The 15,749-nt window shown below is 60.2% G+C and carries 13 protein-coding genes; all 13 read right to left on the bottom strand.

Annotation, left to right across the window (positions count from 1 at the left end; translation table 11 throughout):
• Positions 1-83 precede the first annotated feature (83 nt).
• The 13 genes from KP003_RS05100 to KP003_RS05040 are packed head-to-tail and all read right to left on the bottom strand — an operon-like array spanning position 84 to position 15,738.
• Positions 84-482, bottom strand: coding sequence for a hypothetical protein (locus tag KP003_RS05100; protein ID WP_217300434.1), 399 nt, complete (start codon positions 480-482; stop codon positions 84-86).
• Positions 458-1,024 (bottom strand): DUF4123 domain-containing protein, encoded by a 567-nt coding sequence (locus KP003_RS05095; protein WP_217300433.1) that lies wholly within the window; start codon positions 1,022-1,024, stop codon positions 458-460. Before KP003_RS05095 ends, KP003_RS05100 begins: the two co-directional genes overlap by 25 nt.
• Before the next feature lie 42 nt (positions 1,025-1,066).
• The gene (locus tag KP003_RS05090; protein ID WP_217300432.1) at positions 1,067-3,112 is read right to left on the bottom strand and encodes a type VI secretion system Vgr family protein; all 2,046 of its coding nucleotides are present in this window, start codon (positions 3,110-3,112) and stop codon (positions 1,067-1,069) included.
• A 10-nt stretch (positions 3,113-3,122) separates the two neighbouring features.
• The gene (locus KP003_RS05085; RefSeq protein ID WP_239027615.1) at positions 3,123-3,893 is read right to left on the bottom strand and encodes an ankyrin repeat domain-containing protein; all 771 of its coding nucleotides are present in this window, start codon (positions 3,891-3,893) and stop codon (positions 3,123-3,125) included.
• A gap of 44 nt (positions 3,894-3,937) precedes the next feature.
• Positions 3,938-5,047 (bottom strand): Tle-like phospholipase domain-containing protein, encoded by a 1,110-nt coding sequence (locus KP003_RS05080; protein ID WP_216790860.1) that lies wholly within the window; start codon positions 5,045-5,047, stop codon positions 3,938-3,940.
• A gap of 13 nt (positions 5,048-5,060) precedes the next feature.
• Positions 5,061-6,062 (bottom strand): type VI secretion system baseplate subunit TssG, encoded by a 1,002-nt coding sequence (tssG, locus tag KP003_RS05075; protein WP_216790858.1) that lies wholly within the window; start codon positions 6,060-6,062, stop codon positions 5,061-5,063.
• Positions 6,059-7,837: a type VI secretion system baseplate subunit TssF gene (gene tssF, locus KP003_RS05070; protein ID WP_217300431.1), complete on the bottom strand. Its 1,779-nt coding sequence runs from the start codon at positions 7,835-7,837 to the stop codon at positions 6,059-6,061. Before tssF ends, tssG begins: the two co-directional genes overlap by 4 nt.
• A 6-nt stretch (positions 7,838-7,843) precedes the next feature.
• Positions 7,844-8,344, bottom strand: a complete 501-nt coding sequence (gene tssE / locus KP003_RS05065; protein ID WP_217300430.1) for a type VI secretion system baseplate subunit TssE — start codon at positions 8,342-8,344, stop codon at positions 7,844-7,846.
• Between the two features lie 28 nt (positions 8,345-8,372).
• Positions 8,373-8,870: an Hcp family type VI secretion system effector gene (locus KP003_RS05060; protein WP_217300429.1), complete on the bottom strand. Its 498-nt coding sequence runs from the start codon at positions 8,868-8,870 to the stop codon at positions 8,373-8,375.
• Positions 8,871-8,906: 36 nt separating this feature from the next.
• Positions 8,907-10,391 carry a type VI secretion system contractile sheath large subunit gene (tssC, locus tag KP003_RS05055; protein WP_217300428.1) on the bottom strand — a complete coding sequence of 495 codons (1,485 nt, stop codon included), beginning with the start codon at positions 10,389-10,391 and terminating at the stop codon, positions 8,907-8,909.
• Positions 10,392-10,404: 13 nt separating this feature from the next.
• The gene (gene tssB / locus KP003_RS05050) at positions 10,405-10,929 is read right to left on the bottom strand and encodes a type VI secretion system contractile sheath small subunit (RefSeq protein WP_217300427.1); all 525 of its coding nucleotides are present in this window, start codon (positions 10,927-10,929) and stop codon (positions 10,405-10,407) included.
• Between the two features lie 21 nt (positions 10,930-10,950).
• On the bottom strand, positions 10,951-12,270 hold the full coding sequence (tssA, locus tag KP003_RS05045) for a type VI secretion system protein TssA (RefSeq protein ID WP_217300426.1): 1,320 nt from the start codon (positions 12,268-12,270) through the stop codon (positions 10,951-10,953).
• Between the two features lie 9 nt (positions 12,271-12,279).
• A complete protein-coding gene (locus KP003_RS05040) occupies positions 12,280-15,738 on the bottom strand; it encodes a type VI secretion protein IcmF/TssM N-terminal domain-containing protein (protein ID WP_217300425.1) in 3,459 nt (1,152 codons plus the stop codon).
• Between the last annotated feature and the right edge of the window lie 11 nt (positions 15,739-15,749).

Here is a 15,749-nt window from a genome sequence, read left to right as displayed (position 1 = left end):
CAGCAGGGTGAAGGTGGGACTCCCGTTATGAAAGTCGCCCCGACCTCTGCTGCCGCCAGAGACCGAGGCGTGGGCCTTTTATGTCAGTTGCCCCAAGGCTCAGTGAGCTGCAGCGCCCTTTTCAGAGCGTCATCCGCAGCGGCGACGTCGTCAGGTTCGCCCAGGAGGGCCTCAACCCATTGGTTCAAACCATGAATACGACGCACCTCGGGCAGGGAGGACGTGAGCAGCGACTCCAGTTCCGAGCTCTTGTCCTCGAAGTCGATGTCGAGATACCACAGGGCCAGGACGTACGAGGCTATCCCCTGCTCCGACTTGAACCCCTTGCTCTCCGCCAGTTCGGTGGCGCCGGCAAGGAATTGCCAGCGCTGGCCGCGCTCGATCTTGTGGTAATCGTTCAAGTCCCGCATCAAAGCGGCGTCCAGTCGCTCCAAGAACGCAGCCCGCGCCACGTCGTTTACTTGCTCAGTTCTGATTTCCATGACACCTCCCCAATCCTCTGATAGCCCCAGGTGATGCTCCTTCTGTCATCACGCGAGGCGGTGTCGGTAAGGAAAAACTTTCTTGCCGTTCCCGGGTCATTTTCCTCTGCAACGATCCACTCTAGCGGTCCGAAAAACTCTGCCGTCTCCTCGTCTGTGCATCTGGGCAGGTAATTTCTGAGGACCGACGGGTCATAAAACCTGAAGTAATAAGCCTTGCCGGTCTCGTCCGACACATGGAACAGGCGGCGAAAATGCTTGCGCAGCTCCATCATACTGCCGTTACTCCCGCCGTAGATCCCCCAATGCCTGCCCCACCCCTTGGCCAGCAGCCAGTCGGTGAAAGGGCAGCCCCGCCGGAGATATACCAGGTAGGGTGCGACCTGTGCGAGATCAGGTTGCAGCGGGCCTCGCATGAGGCAGAAGTACTGTGGAGCGAAAGACGAAAGAATGTCAGGGAGATCCGGCACCATCGCCCCATCGAGGATACCGAAGACGCTGCTGTGTCCCGTGCTGAAAAGTAACTCGTTTAGGCGTTGCATCATCATTCTCCTAAAGCGGCCGACCGGCCTTCACACAGACGGTCACCTTTCGCACAAAGGATTATGTTCCGCAGCCGCTCTCTGGAATGATTTGGTTTGCGGTCCAGCCTGGATCGGCATCTCCGGCTTCCCGGCGCCCATGTCGTCCATGCCGGGTTTTCCCGCTTCTTTTGGCGGCTTCGGCTGCTCCGGTGATGCGCCGAGGCAAGAGGCCGGCGGCGCCCCGCTGGTCAGAATGTTGCCGACTATGGTAACTCCCGCGGGACTTACCGTGATGAAGTTGCCGCCCACCCTCAGCGACACCTGGGTTAAAGACTCCAACACCACGCTTTTCGCCGCCTGAATGTGTATATCCTCCCCTGACTGCAGGGCGTACTTTGTTGTCACCTTCAAGTGAACGTCGGCGCCCACCGACAGGGAAAGGTCGCCGCCAACCTTCTGGTGCAGATCTCCTGCGACCTGCAGGTGCTGATCGCGGGACACCTTCTCCAGCCGGTCCCGGTCCACTACCAGGTGGCGGTCCTGTCCCACCCACTCCAGTGAGTCCACCTTTACCAGGTTCACCTGCTCCCGTTCGGCGTGAAGGTACAGATGCTCTTCTCCTTTTTTGTCCTCGAAGCGCAGTTCGTTGTGCCCTCGTCTCTCCGGCGTCGAAAACGACTTGATACAACTTCTGGTCTTTTGCTCAGGCAACTGGTACGGCGGCAGATTCATACCGTTATAGAGCTGGCCGATGATGATGGGCCGGTCCGGGTCGCCTTCCAGGAATTCCACCACGACCTCCTGCCCCACCCGCGGTACGAAGAAGGCGCCCCAGCCGCTGCCGGCCCAAGGGTGGCTCACCCTTATCCAGCACGAACAGCTGTCGTCCCGTTTCCCCGCACGGTCCCAGTGGAAGTGGACCTTCACCCGGCCATGCCGGTCGGTCCAGATCTCTTCCCCGGGAGGCCCGACGACGACAGCGGTTTGCGCCCCCTGGACCACGGGCTTTGGCGTCAGACGCGCAGCACGGTACGGCGTCGGATGAGGGATGCACTTAAAGCTGTTCTGGTAACTGGATACGCAGTCGGTGGCGTAGCCTTCCACTGCCTCGTGCTTTACCGACACCAGGAGGAACTCCTTTCCGTCGAGATCGGGACCGCAATGATCCCTGAGTTGGAAACGGTAGCCACTGGCAAAGGCACGGCAGTCGCTACTGCCAACCAGGACCGTTGCGAAGGTTTCTTCTTCCTCCATGCGGATCTTTGCCAGTCGATCGCCGGTCGCCTTGTCACCAAAGCATCCGGGGGCGTCGTAGATGTCGCATTTAGCCGCCTCTGCCTGGGCTGCACCGGGAGCCTCCGATTTCAAACTGGTGTTGGGAATGGTGAAGTTGTAGTCGTTCAAGGCGTATTTGGCGGGATGCATGTGCCGCGTGATCTCCAAAGAGGTGATGACGTCTTCATGCCTTGTGCCCGTTGCGTTAGGACGCGATGAAGCGTGCTGCTGAAACGGGCACGGGCGGTTTGCGTCCGGGGAATCAGCGATGATCATGGTGTGTTTGCCGTCTTCATGCCGGAAGAAATAGAAGAGCCCCTCTTCCTCAAGAAGCCTGGAGACGAAGTTGAAGGTGGTTTCGCGGTACTGGACGCAGAACTCTCTTTTGTCGTAACTCCCCCGCAGATCGAAGCGGTACCAGGAAAAACCAAGGGTGTCGAATACCTGCTCCACGATCTCCGGGGTTGAGCGGTTTTGAAAGATCTTTATGTCGGCGCACTTGCTGAGGGTCCAGAACCAGGAAACCAGGGTGCACCTGTAAAAAGAGAAACGGCGATCTTCTACGTCTTCGCCGCTCGATCTGACGTGTGAGAAGCTTGAAATGATCCCGTTCAGGTACCTTTTGCTGCCGTTGGCCAAGGCTATGGAGACAGTTGCGTTGCTGCCCGGCAGGGCTTCGAGCGGAATCGCGTGACGTTCAGACAGCAAAGACAGCTCGAAGTTGAAACTGCGGGAGATCCCCTCCTCTCCCGTTAGATCCGTCAAGAGAAGGGCATCTTCACCCAGTGAGGTGCATATGGAAATGAGCCTGTCACGCTGTGTGAACGCCATGCGCTACACCTCACCTGTTATGCGACAACGACCCATTTTGCTTTTCGCGTCTGGCCCGCACCTCTTCCGGGCTCGACGCAGGGAAAACCGCGCCGCGCGCAGCCATCATCTCCTTCAGATGAAGCACCTTTTTGTACGTGGGGCTGCCGGGGATGAACTTCTTTAGGTGGAACTCTACGGAGTATGCAGGCGTCACGCCATTTTTGGTTTCTACATGCACGGATGCGCCGTGTTGGAGCAACTTCTCAGCCATTTCATAGTCCTGGCAATCCATTGCGGCCATCATCACCGTATAACCTGGGCCATCGGGGTAATCTATAGGAGCGCCTCGCTTCAGAAAGAGTTCTAAGCATTTCCAGCATTGCTGGTTCACAGATCCGAAAAGGATGTACTCGATGGTTTCTTTGCGGAGGGAAGTAATCGGCCTCAGATCCAATAACAGAGAAATGATGTCGAGGTTTTCTAGAGTCATCGCAAACAGGAAAGATCTTCCGTATCCCAATGCACTCAATTCAGGGTCTGCACCTACTGAAACCAGAACTCTCACGGCATCCTTATTGTTTGCAGCAATCGCATAATGAAGCGGACGCAAGCGATTGTACTTGTTCTGCAGAGGCCCCTCATCATTTGGATTTGCCCCTTGGGCCACTGCAAGTTTGGCTGAACGTAGATCCCCTGCCAAGGCTGCATCGACCAAGGCCAATGTTCTTTTGTCTGAGAAATAATAGGCGGGCGCCTTCAATTTAAACGTCGGTGCGGCTTGTGCGGTTGTAGTCAGCATGGCTATTACTCCTATAGTCAACAGTAAAATGAACGAAGTTTTCGTCATTGGGCCCTCCTTTTGCCCCTGCAACTGTTGATTGCTGCTTCATCTGACGCCTTATTCTTTTCAGTTGAATTAATTATCTCATCCATTCCGTGTAAGTAAGTTGCGTAATCATCGTTAGGATCAACCTTCTTTTCATGTTGAAGCTGGTGAAAATAAGATTTGTTATGAGACGGTAGAATATATTTTTTGACCCCGACGGCATCGTTTGCTAGGAGTGATAGCCCTTGCGACCCTATTAGATCTTCCTGAGTGGTAGTAAGCACTTCGCCCTTAATTCTTATCGCAGTGATTTTCCCAGCCTCCGCTGCCACATGGTTCGCGTCCTGCGAGTATCGTGCTACGGTAGCGGGATGTAAGCCAGCAGCATTGTACGTTGAAGCAATAAGACCGCTTCCACCTTGGGCTGCACTGGCTAAGCCTCCGCCCAGCGAATGCCCGACGATCTGCATATCTGCAGCATTCGCAGACAATCTGTTTCCAATCTTTACAGCCTGGCGGTAATAAGGGGCTTCTTGATTTGCATCTTGGTTGAAGTTGTTCTCCCAGTCTTCAGCGGAGGCAGTTGACCCTCTGAAAGCCAATACAGCAGGAGGCTTCGAGAACGCCCCCCACACCGCAGGGTCCTTAATATAAACAGCTGCTCTGAATTGGCTTCCTTCCGGCGTCAGCATGTTTTCGGATAGCCCCATCGCCTCAAGTTGCTCCGCCGTTGGCTTCAGGAAGCCCGGCGGCGGGTTATCTCGTAGTTCCCGGGGGGCTTCCGGATCATTTGCCAGGTACACGTGCTTCGCGCACCGCATGTTTTCCACTTCATCCATGTCTTTACGTAGGCGCGCGGCTTGAGCCGCATGCCTTGGGCAGGCGACGATTTCACTACTTACCAATTGCAGACGCTCTCTGCGGCGTGCAGCCTTTGCGTTTGTTATGCATTCCTGACTGGCAGAGATCGGCAGTGCGGAAAAATCACCAAGTATGGACTGTCGTGCCACCATGTACTCGTGCTGGCGCATGGCATCGGTTTTCCGGGCAGCGGCTTCCTGCAGTTCCTGCGACTTCTTGCGCGCTAACTCTGGCGCCAGTGCCCTCTTTATCGCATCTGCATACATGGCTTCCCCACTTTTACGAAGCTGTCAAATTCGAGACTTCGTCGGGATCGATGGTCACGAACGGGTCCGCATCGAGCACGGAGCCTGGTGCTTTGAGCCAGGTGGAACGGCCAAGCCTTGCTGCATCGGTAGTTGCCGCGCCGAGTATGCACCCGGGAACTTCCTCTCTCCTCAAAATGAGCCGGACCTCGATTTCGCATTCGGGTCCCACCAGGAACGTGACCAGTGAAACCAGCTGCTTCAGTCTCAAGTGTGACGACAGGTCAATAAGGTCTTGGAAAGCCATAGGCCCCAGACAAAGCCGGAAGGTGGACTGAATGTCGCAGGTCTGGCCGCCACAGACGGCGTCGACACCTAGGAGGCAATTGTTCTGGCCCAGCATGGTCTGGTCCGACGGCTCCAGGTTGACTGTACGCGGCACAAAAGGCTCGACCTCGGCATCCACGCCGAGCAGACTTTGCACGATTCGGGCGATCGTGCCGGCTGACGCCGTCTGCCGACTTGCCAGGCCGCAGAAGTGAAGCAATGCCTCCTCCGATGCTGAGAGCTTTTCCCGGAGTCCCTCGGTCCCGAGTCCAAGAAAGCTGAAGAGATGATTGGGGACGACATCGCTGTTATCGCTTTTCTTCTGTGACAAAAGCGAGTTGCGCTTCCAACCACGGTAAAAGATGGAGATGAGGCGGTGATGAAAGAGGTCATAGAAGTCGCCCATGGCGTGATCGTTCACCCTCTCCCGCTCCAAAAGCAGTTCATGGTACCAATGCGGCAACACTCCGGACGGACCGATCAGCCCCATCAGGGCAACTTCAACTTTGGCAGATCCGTCCTCACCAAAGGTAATCCCGGTGACGTCGCCTGTCGGGAACGCAAAACCTTTCCTAACTGTGAAGCGAATCTTTTCCGTGTCTGGCGATGAGGGTGCTTCTACCTCGTGGCGGCCCCGATACATCCTTTCGAGCAGGCGGACGGTCGCAAAGAAACCGCTGCCAGTCGGATTCGGCGCAGTCCCTTTCACAGCAGCACCTTGTCGCCGGTTCGGGGAGGCCACCGGTTGATGACCGCGTCGTTGCTTGCGCTCACGGCCACAAGCTGCACGAATGAGTTGACCGCCACGTACTGCCCCAGGAACCTCTCGAGAATGGAGGCGAACAGGTAAACGCCGCTGCCGACGTACCTCTCTTCGTCGAAGACCACGGTCACTTCCAACCCGCGGCAGAATCCTGCTCCTATTCTCCTGGTAACCGTTCGGGACCTTACCGACACGATGCCGCTTATCTGGTGCCGGGTGGCAGAGGACGAGGCAAAGTCATACAGCGACAGGAGTTGCCTCAGCGCTCGGGCACCTCCTTCGACAAGGGAAATGTAGTTCAGGGAGAGATGGGAGATCAGACGGCGTTGCTGCCCCCCATCGAGGAACGGACGTAGAGAGGGCGTCGGTTTGAGAAGGCAGTTGATGAAGGCGAGTGGTGCGGTAGATTCGGTGTCGAAATCTCCGGCAGGATCCCCGAAAGGAAGCCTAACTGGGAGGTTGCGGTTGGAGCAGGTGACTCGGACCAGAAGCGTTTCTTCCAACGGAACAATCGCAGTTTGGAGAAGCTCGCAAACGGAAAGAAACACGTCGGTTCCGCCGTCGTGCAGGCGCGATGCCGGCCGCCGCTGCATCTGCCATAAGCCTGCACTATCCTCCCCGCCGTCCCCTGAGAATACGGGGCGATACTGCTTTACCTCACCGGGGGAAGTTGCCTCGGTAGCCGTGACTTCATCTACACTAAGTACCTCGAGGGCGCCCTCACGTCTCAGGTCGGGAACGATCCTGTACTCGCTCTTGCCGTGGTTGTGCCTGATCGGCTCCGCTATCTTCTGGAAAGCGTTGACGACGGGGGTCGCATAGAGACAGAAAGTCTCTGCCCCGACCGCCATGGACTCCGGCGCAGCGGTGTCGAGGTAAAAAAGCAGGTCAATCGCATCACCGAGGGCCGCATCTTTCCATAGCACCGACAGCCCGCTGAGATCGATGAAAAGGAACTTGTGCGGAAAGGCGAAGTACTCGAGGAGCAGCCGATACCCCGGGAAAGATTGCTCAGGGTACGGCAGAAGGTCCTCGTCTGCAGCATAACCGACAGGTTGCAGACAACCGGGTGACAGTTGCAGGGAATCAGCGACCGATGCACCGGCCGGCACATGTTCAACACGGCAAAGGTGATTCAGCAGTAGCTGGTACAGCGGGAAGACGTGCTGGGGCTGGCCGTTCAGGTAAAAGCGCAGCGTGTCGCACGAAAAGCCGGCGGCGCCGTGCAGCAACAACCGAACCCGCACCACCTGCTGTGCGCCTTTTACCAGCTTTACAGGCGTCTCCAACGACGCATCGATGACCTCAACGGGCCGAAGGACGACAGGGTAGGCAGTCCTGAATTGGCAGGGCACGCCGTCAACCGGTTTGGAGAAGAGAGGCGTCCCTTTGGCGATCTCGTACCCCCCCTGCGGCACGTTCCTGAAGAGTGGCGCGAACTTCACCACCGCGCAGGACGGGATCGGAGCCGTCAGTTGCGGATAGACAACCTGCAAAAGCGCCTGGGTGATCTCCGGCAGCCCATCGTCGATCTTGCACTGGATGCGGGCGCAGAGAAAGGCGAAAGCCTCTATCAGCCGCTCGGTGTGCGGGTCCTCGCACTTGCCCGGCTCAAGCAGGAGCCTCCCCGCCACCTTGGGATACTTCCTGGCGAAACAGCTTCCCATGTCGCGCAGGTAGCTGAGCTCTCTTTCGAAGTAGTTGAGGATGTTATCGGGCATAGTCGATCACGAAAGGATGGTATAGCTGCCGCTGTTGATGTCGAAATGGGTGTCAAAGGCTGTCGGGAGTGCTACCGCCTCGACTTGCAGTAACGCCTCGATCCGGAAGTTCAGGGCCCGCTCTCCCTGCGCCGGTCCTAAAGACACCGTCACGTCCTTCAGTCGCGGCTCGAAACACTCAAGGAGCCTTATGATTTCCAGGCGAATCGCCTGCTGCACACGGTGTGAGCGCGGGTTCTCCAGGCTGAAGTCACGGCTGCCATAACCAAGAATCGAGTACTGCAGGTGGGAAACGAGGGGGACTGGCACTTGCGGGGCCAGCCCCCTGTGCGGGTTCAGAGCCCGGAAGGATCTGGTATTGAAAAGGTTCTCCAGATCGCGCAGCACCGAGTCAATCAACGACTTCACGCTGCTGCGGGAGGAGCAGGCGATGTCAGCCGGACAATCCGGATCGCCGTCGGTGAGCCTGTCCAATAAGGACTTCACTGCTTCCGGGTGGTATCGCATGCACCCTCCAGCCATCTGGCAGATTGCATCACACTTTCTTGTTGGTCTCGAGGTTCCACCCTGACGCCACCTGCCCACCGCCGGAGCCGTCGGAGCGGTTTTGCTGGGTGTAGGCGAGTTCGATCTTGCCGTAGTTGAAGGCGATCTCCTCGACGGGAATGGCTTCGCCGCCGTGTGCGCTGCCGCCCGGGCGGTTCAGGCTGATGATGACGTTGCTGAGCTTGTATTCCATGTATTTCAGCTTGTCCCCGCCGGCGCGGCAGATTTCCAGGGTGACACTGGGGATATGCTTGCCGGTGGCGCAGGCCTCGAACAGCTTGGGGCTCGCCTTGTCCAGCACCTTGACGATGCTGAAGTCGGAAAAGCTCGCCCTCTCGGCGGAGGCTCCCCCGGCGCTGCTCGCCGTGCCGGAGGAGCGCTGGCTGACGGAGAAGTTGTAGGAAAGGACCTCGATCCACTCCTTGTGCCTGTCATCGTTACTCTCTCCCGGGATCCCTTCTATCTTCAAAAACGCATCGAAAGCCATGAGGCATCCTCCTTTTCATGGTGGTCTTGACTCAGTTCAGCCCGTCCGGGGCGAGGGCAGGTTTGCGACGAGCCTTAGAGAAATGGTGAGCTCATCGAGCTGATAGTGCGGCTTCAGGAAAGCGACGGCCCGGTAGCATCCCGGCCGCCCCGGCTGATCGAATACCTCGACGCGGGCCTCTCTCAGCGGAAAGCGGGCTTTCATCTCCTGTCCCGCATCGTCGTCCAGCAGCACGTACCTGCTGATCCAGCGGTTCAGATAATCCTCGACGTTTTTCCTGGTCCCGAAGCTGCCGACTTTGTCCCTCATCATCGCCTTCAGGTAATGGGCAAAGCGGGAGACTGCCAGGATGTACTGGAGTTGGGCGGAAAGCCTCGCGTTAGCGTTGGCGGCATCGGTATCATAGAGTTTGGGCTTGTGTACGCTCTGGACGCTGAAGAACGCCGCCATGTCGGTCCCCTTGCAGTGCACCAGGGGGACGAAGCCGAGATCGGCGAGTTCCTTCTCGCGCCGGTCGGTGATGGCGATCTCGGTCGGGCACTTCGCTGCCAGTTCCCCTTCCCCCGTATCGAAGGTGTGGATCGGCAGATCGGCAACCGCCCCTCCCCCTTCCACGCCGCGGATCGCCGCGGTCCAACCGTACCTCGAGAAGGCGTCGGTGATGCGGCCGGCAAGACAGTAGGCGGCGTTGCCCCAGAGATACTTGGCGTGGTCGCCGCCGGTAACTTCCTCGAGCTGGAACGACTCGACCGGATCGCTATCCGGTCCGTACGGCAGCCGCATCAGCACATGCGGCAGGCAAAGTGCTACGTACTTCGCGTCCTCGGACATCCGGAAGGAACGCCACCGGGCGTAGTCGGCTCCCTGGAACACCTTGGCCAGATCCCTCGGTCCGTCGAGTCCGGCATAGCTTTCCACCCCCAAGAGGGTCGAAGCGGCCGAGGTGATCAGCGGAGCATGCGCCGCCGCGGCAACCTCCGACATCCGGGTCAGCAGCGACAGGTCTTGCGGCGTGTTGCCGAACTCGTAGTCCCCGACCAAGCAGCCATACGAGGCGCCACCGAAACTGCCGAACTCCTCCTCGTAGACCTTCTTGAAGAGCGTCGACTGGTCGAACTCGGCCGCCTTCTCCATGTCCTTGGCCAGCTCCTGCTTGGACGCGTTCAGCACCCGGATCTTCAAATTGGTCCCGGTTTCCGCCTGGTGCACCAGGTAGGTGAGGCCGCGCCAGGAAGCCTCCAGTTTCTGGAACTCGGCATGATGGATGATCTCGTTCACCTGGTCGTTGATCAGTCGGTCGATCTCGGCGATCCTCCCATGGAGCATCCGCTCGGTGTCACCGCTGAACACCATCTCCCCTGCCAGCACCTGCTGTACCAGTTCGACCAGCATCTCCTGCGCGTATCCTCGCTGCTCTTCGCAGCGCGCAAGGCGCCCTTCGGTGGCGATGAGTTCGAGCAACTGCGGGGCTGGCTGCGGCGCGTCGAACTGCACCTGCTTCTCTCTAGTGAGCTCTTCCATGCCTCCCTCCTTTTCAGGCGCTCTCGCCGTCGGTTCCGCCGCCGCTGTCGGGGCGGTGGCAGATAGACTTGAGGGCGTCGCCCGCGAGCAGGTCCTGCAGCAGCTCATCGAGCCGGTCGTTGCCGTCCAGACGGAGCAAAAGGTCGGAAAGCCGACGTCGCGCCTCGACCAGTCTCCGAAGCGGCTCCACCTGTTGAACCACGCTCTCGGGGTGGAAGTCATCCAGGTTGGAGAAACGCAGCTCCACACCGAGTTGCGATCCGTCGCCGCACAGCGTGTTGTCGACCTTGAAGGCGAGCCGCGGCCTCATCCCCTCCATCACCCGGCTGAAATTGTCCCTGTCTATCTCCACGAACTTCCTTTCCCTGAGCTTGGGCGGTGGGCTGTCCGGCATACCAGACAGATCGGAGAGCACTCCCACGACAAAGGGGATCTCCTTTACCTCCACGCCGTCGTCGACCTCGACGTCGTAGGTGATGCGGACCCGAGGCGCCCTCACCCGCTCCAGCCTGTGTTGCACACTTTCCGAAATAGCCATGGTCTCTCCTTCTGCCGCCTCCTAGTGGGAGTACGGCATCGCCTTGGTGACGTCGAGCAGACAGATGCGACGGAACAGCGCCTGCGAGAGATCGAGGTCGCACTCACGAGGACCGCCTGCCTGAAGGCACTGGTAGTAGGCGACCAGCACCTCCGCGACCCAAAGCGGCGACTCCCAACGCTCCAGGTGCAGTTCCTCGATAATCCCGTGCAGCTCCTCTATGATGGGGCGGGCCAGGTCGGACCTACCTGCCTTGAGGCACAGCTTGCCCATCAGGAGCCTGACCCGGTTTCGATCCCGGATCGAGTCGGCGCCGTTGCCGGAGTAAAGGAGCATTGCCAAGGCCTCCTGCAATCCCCCCGACTCGAACCTGGCCAGCGCCTCTCCCCACAGGGAGTGCTCGGGCAGCCCCGCCACCGATGCCACTGAAGCGGCTGCGGGAAGATCCGACACTTGCCGAACCGCTGCCTTCTCCGCGTGCAGGTCGTTCAAATCTCCGGTGATCGCCGCCTCCGCCCCCCCTGCCATCGGGGCGGTTGCGTGATTCTCTGCCTGTTCCCGATACAGCGTGTCGACGAGCATCCTGCAGTCATCTACGGCAGAGGAAAGCTCGTAAAGACTCGGTGCCGACGGAAATTTGTCATCGAGCACCTTTGCCAGGCGCTGAACTCTTTGGCTACACGCGGCGAGCCGTTCGCAGAGCGCCGCGGCATACCCCCCGCTGGAGCGTGCGACTGCGGCATCGAATTCTTCGGGACTTACGGCGGACTCCGCCAGCAACTGTTCCCGGCGGCTCTTTTTGTCCTCGTCGACCTCGCCATAGCGGTTCCTCACATCCGCCTCGGAGCCTACCTCCCGTGACCGCCGCCATTCATGCCACGAGTATCCCGGGGTGAGCTCCGGGTCGGTAAGCGGGATCTGCCTGACCTGCAAGGCGACTTTCCCGTCCAGGAATCGAAAAGGAGTGGCCCGGTACTCGAGATCACCCTCCTCCGTCTGCGGATAAACGGTTTCCCAGAAGAGCTCCGTAAGCCCGGTGGTCAGCTCCAGTCCCAACTCCAGACCGGCAAAGCCTTCGGTCACCGTGAGGGCTTCGGCCAGCCATGCCGCTATCTGCAGATCCTTGCTCCTGGTGCCGAGGACTGTGGCCGCCAGGGAGATCACCTTGTCCCAGTTCGCCTGCTTGACGTCGTGCTGCCAGTCTCCCATGGCGACTGCATCCTCACAGCGGCGCGCCTCCATGATCTCCTCGTAAACCGTCGTGTAGCGAAGGTCGCTTCCGGCGGGGCTTTCTGAGGAGATGGGCAGTAACAGCTTCTCGACGGAAAGATCCCTGATCATCGGCTCCTCCTAGTCCCAGCACTCCGCGATTTTCACCGGAACCCTTGCCGGCAACGGCTCGGCCTGCTGTGCCGACAGGTCGCCTGCACCGAAGAGCTGGTAGTTGACCTTGATGAACCGCACCCCCAACCGTTCCAGGACTTCCTTTTCGCGCGGGAAATTGCGCGGGTAAAAGGTGTGCCGTCCGGCCGGGAAGTCGCGAAGGAATTCGGGAAAACCGCGGCTGCCGGAATATCTCCTGGTGAGGGTGGTGTCGCCTACCTCGATCTGCAGCACGACATCGCTGCAGGCCTCAGGCATGTAAATGAACGGCCTACTCACCGGATAATTCATGTTGACCATGGCCTGCACGCCGGTGGCGCAGTGCAGCTCGAGCCGCGTCCCCTGGGGTTTGATGCGTGCTTCGGCATTGGCATCGGTCGGCAGTCCCTTGATGGTGACCTGGTACACCGGCTTGGGAGTGCCGGCAGCGGCGGCAACCTTGGCCCTCCCCCCCTGCGCCAGGAACGAGTAAAACTCAGGCTTGAACGGAATCGCCCCTCCGAGTGCGGACTTCGGATAGTAGCCGCGTGCAGGGCTCCAGGCGATAAAGGGGTTGGCGTAATCGCCGACGTACTTCCAGACCGGCCCGTCCTTGCCGAGCAGGTACTGAAGGGTCTGGGGGTCGCGGCTTCCCTGTACCTCCTTCAGCACCGTCTGTTCCCACTGCGCCTGGAGAGCGCAGGCAGTTTCCATGCGGATGTAGGTACCGTAGAAGGTTATGGGGCCGTAGACGAGACGGGCGAAGGTGTCGTCCCCCTGCCCCTGCACGAGGAGCTGGTTCAGCCGCTGCGCGGCTTCTGCCGCCTGGAACAGGGGTGACTTGCCGCCTTCACTGGAATCGCTGAAGGCCTGCAGCGCCATCCGGTGTGCCAGAGCCCTCGATTTAGCCACCGGTGCAATCCGCGCCACAGCGTTCAGATACTCCCTGGCCGGGTTTGCCCCGGGATCACCGTCAGGAAGGCCGTCTTTTTTCCCACCCAGCCTGCCGATGGAACCGGCTACCCTGCTTGCCTGTCCCGCGAGGGAGGATGCGACCCCGCCCGGGCCGGCACCTTTCAAGGCCTGGAAACGGTACAGCCCCGCGATCCACACCGGCAGGGGGTCCGAGCCGTCGAAGGGCTGCAGCTCGGAGAGGGCGCGTCGCATGAAACTGAAGTAGGGCCCCTGCTCCCCCGCCATGGCGGCCGCCGCGCTTTGCCACTCCCTGGGCGCGAGCAGGCGGTGGGCGCCATTGGGCAACTGTGCCGCGAAGGTCTGCCAGGCGTTAAAAGCGGCCTGGCGGTAGCTGCGCCAGAATGCCCCCCGCGCCCGTTCCACCGCACTCCGGTCCGGGTACGCCGCGCCGAGTTCCCCGAGCAGGGCCGTGATGCGCTCCCTTCCGTTGCGGGTGAAGGAGGGCGCCAGGGCGAACTCGTCGGGAAGAGACCTCGATCCTCCCCAGAAATCCCTCAGGGAAATCGGCGCGCCCTTTTCCTCCTGGTTCACGTACCCGATGACCCAGCCGAAATCCCCCCCTTTCAACAGCACCAGGCGTTTGAGCAGCAGTTGCAGCCGCTGCAACTCCTCCGCGATTTGGGCGGGATCGACGAGCCAGGCGACGTAGGAGAGGTAAAGAGTCCCGCCGGCGGGATCCGACCACCCCTGTGCCTGCGATGCCAGCACCCGGTATTGCGGAACCGGTCGGGCCGCCATATCGGACGGATCCTCTCCGGCAAGCCGTGCTTTAAGGAGGTTGCAGCGCCGGCTCAGGTGCAGGACCAGCCCGCCGTAGGCGGAATCAGGGAGGGCCGGAGAAAGAGCGTCCAGCGTGGCCGTCATCTCCGCGTCGAACGGCGCCAGCAAGTAGCTGCGGTATTGCTGGCAGTAACGCCCCTTCAGTGCCTGCTCGACCTGGTCGCTGCGGCTCAGGCCGAAGCGCGGCACCCACCAGTTCCGGTTCTTCTGCTCCACTTCGACGATGGCACGGCGCATGGTTTCAAGGGCGGCAAGATCGGCGGCGGTGTCGCCTTTGAGCTGAGGAGCGCCGACTGCAGCGGCCGAAGCCTGCCGCAGGACGCCGATGTTTTTGACGAAGGCACAGGTGAGCATGGCGCAAAGTGAGACGCCGACCAGCAGCCAGCCGACCAGGGCCAGGTTGCCCGAGAGATGCCGCCATTTCAAAGCGCGGGCGCTTGGGCTCCAGAGCCCGCGGTCCCGCGGCAGGACTTTCTCGAAGAAATCGTGGAGAAAAGGGGCGCGAGCAACCCCGGCGGAGTGCATCTCGCCGGCGACGGCGGGTGAGGAGCTTCGGAGCGGGAGCGCGCTGCACAGGTAGATGCCGCGCAGAAGCGGGGTTTCCTGGTAATGGTTCCGACCAAAGGCGGCAGGCATGAATAGATCGAGACCTGGGCGCAGCGATCGCAGCCGGTCAGGTAAGAGCAGCAGGCGCCCCGTCGGAGGCGTGGGCGAATGGCGATGCAGCAGCAATAGCCGCAACATCCCTAACCCTCGATCCACCGACAGCGAGAACCTCTCCAGCAGGCGCGTTACATCGGCATCGAGCTCGCGATTCAAAAGCCCCATGGGCTGGTCCAGGCTCTCCGGCGGCAGTTGCCCGCAGAACTCGCTCATGCCGCTTACCAGGTCGCACTTGGTGATGAGCAAGTAGACGGGAACGGTGACGCCCAGGTAGCGGATCAACTCCTCGATGCGACAGCGCAACTGCCGTCCCTGTTCCTCCAGCTCCTCCAGTTCCCCCTGCTCGCGGGCCGCAAGCCTATCGGCAGCGACGGTCACGATGACGCCGTTTAGGTACTCGGTCCTTCTGTACCTTTTCAGCAGCGACAGGAAGGCGGACCACTCTTCCCGGTCGGTGCCGGGATCAACCGGGACCGCATAGCGCCCCGCGGTGTCTATCACGATCCCCTGGTCGTAGAAGTGCCAGGAGCAGTTGGCCGTCGCCCCCTCTTCAGTCCCCTCGGAGAACGGAGAGAGCAGGCGCGCCCCCCGCACGGCGCTGGTCTTGCCAGAACCGGTCGCACCCAGGAGCAGGTACCAGGGGAGGACATGCAGAGGATCTCCCTCCTGCTTGAGATGTGAAGACTTCAGGGTACGGACCGCCGCCCGAAAGCTCTGCTGCAGATCGAGGATCCGGTCCTGACGCACCGTTTCCGCCGACGACGGGTCAATGCGGACCGATTCCTCCCGCGCCGGCTGCGCCTCGGCGGAAGCCGGTTCCTGCTGCGCGGGGCGCTGTTTCCCCCGCTGCAGGAGCTTTTTGAGCCCTTCCAGCGCCCCCCACAAAAGCAGCACGATAAACGGAAGTAGGATACCTATGCGCCACGTCCAGGGAAGCAGAGGAATCATTACGATGGTTATCAGCGTGATTGGGAGCAGCGCCGCGCCGAAGAGCACGTATTTGCAGTAGGTGAGCACGGTGTACTTCACGACGCACCTCC

This window comes from Geomonas diazotrophica (assembly GCF_019063885.1).
Lineage (GTDB): Bacteria > Desulfobacterota > Desulfuromonadia > Geobacterales > Geobacteraceae > Geomonas > Geomonas diazotrophica.
Note: the sequence above shows the minus strand (reverse complement) of the source record. Positions and strands in the feature narration are given on the sequence as shown.

Bases quoted from the DNA above. Each gene is read 5' to 3' on its own strand.
- tssC (WP_217300428.1), bottom strand. From the start codon at position 10,391: ATGGAAGAGCTCACTAGAGAGAAGCAGGTGCAGTTCGACGCGCCGCAG.
- tssF (WP_217300431.1), bottom strand. From the start codon at position 7,837: ATGCCCGATAACATCCTCAACTACTTCGAAAGAGAGCTCAGCTACCTG.
- tssB (WP_217300427.1), bottom strand. From the start codon at position 10,929: ATGGCTATTTCGGAAAGTGTGCAACACAGGCTGGAGCGGGTGAGGGCG.
- KP003_RS05080 (WP_216790860.1), bottom strand. From the start codon at position 5,047: ATGTATGCAGATGCGATAAAGAGGGCACTGGCGCCAGAGTTAGCGCGC.
- KP003_RS05100 (WP_217300434.1), bottom strand. From the start codon at position 482: ATGGAAATCAGAACTGAGCAAGTAAACGACGTGGCGCGGGCTGCGTTC.
- KP003_RS05085 (WP_239027615.1), bottom strand. From the start codon at position 3,893: ATGCTGACTACAACCGCACAAGCCGCACCGACGTTTAAATTGAAGGCG.
- KP003_RS05060 (WP_217300429.1), bottom strand. From the start codon at position 8,870: ATGGCTTTCGATGCGTTTTTGAAGATAGAAGGGATCCCGGGAGAGAGT.
- KP003_RS05090 (WP_217300432.1), bottom strand. From the start codon at position 3,112: ATGGCGTTCACACAGCGTGACAGGCTCATTTCCATATGCACCTCACTG.
- KP003_RS05095 (WP_217300433.1), bottom strand. From the start codon at position 1,024: ATGCAACGCCTAAACGAGTTACTTTTCAGCACGGGACACAGCAGCGTC.
- tssA (WP_217300426.1), bottom strand. From the start codon at position 12,270: ATGATCAGGGATCTTTCCGTCGAGAAGCTGTTACTGCCCATCTCCTCA.
- tssE (WP_217300430.1), bottom strand. From the start codon at position 8,344: ATGCGATACCACCCGGAAGCAGTGAAGTCCTTATTGGACAGGCTCACC.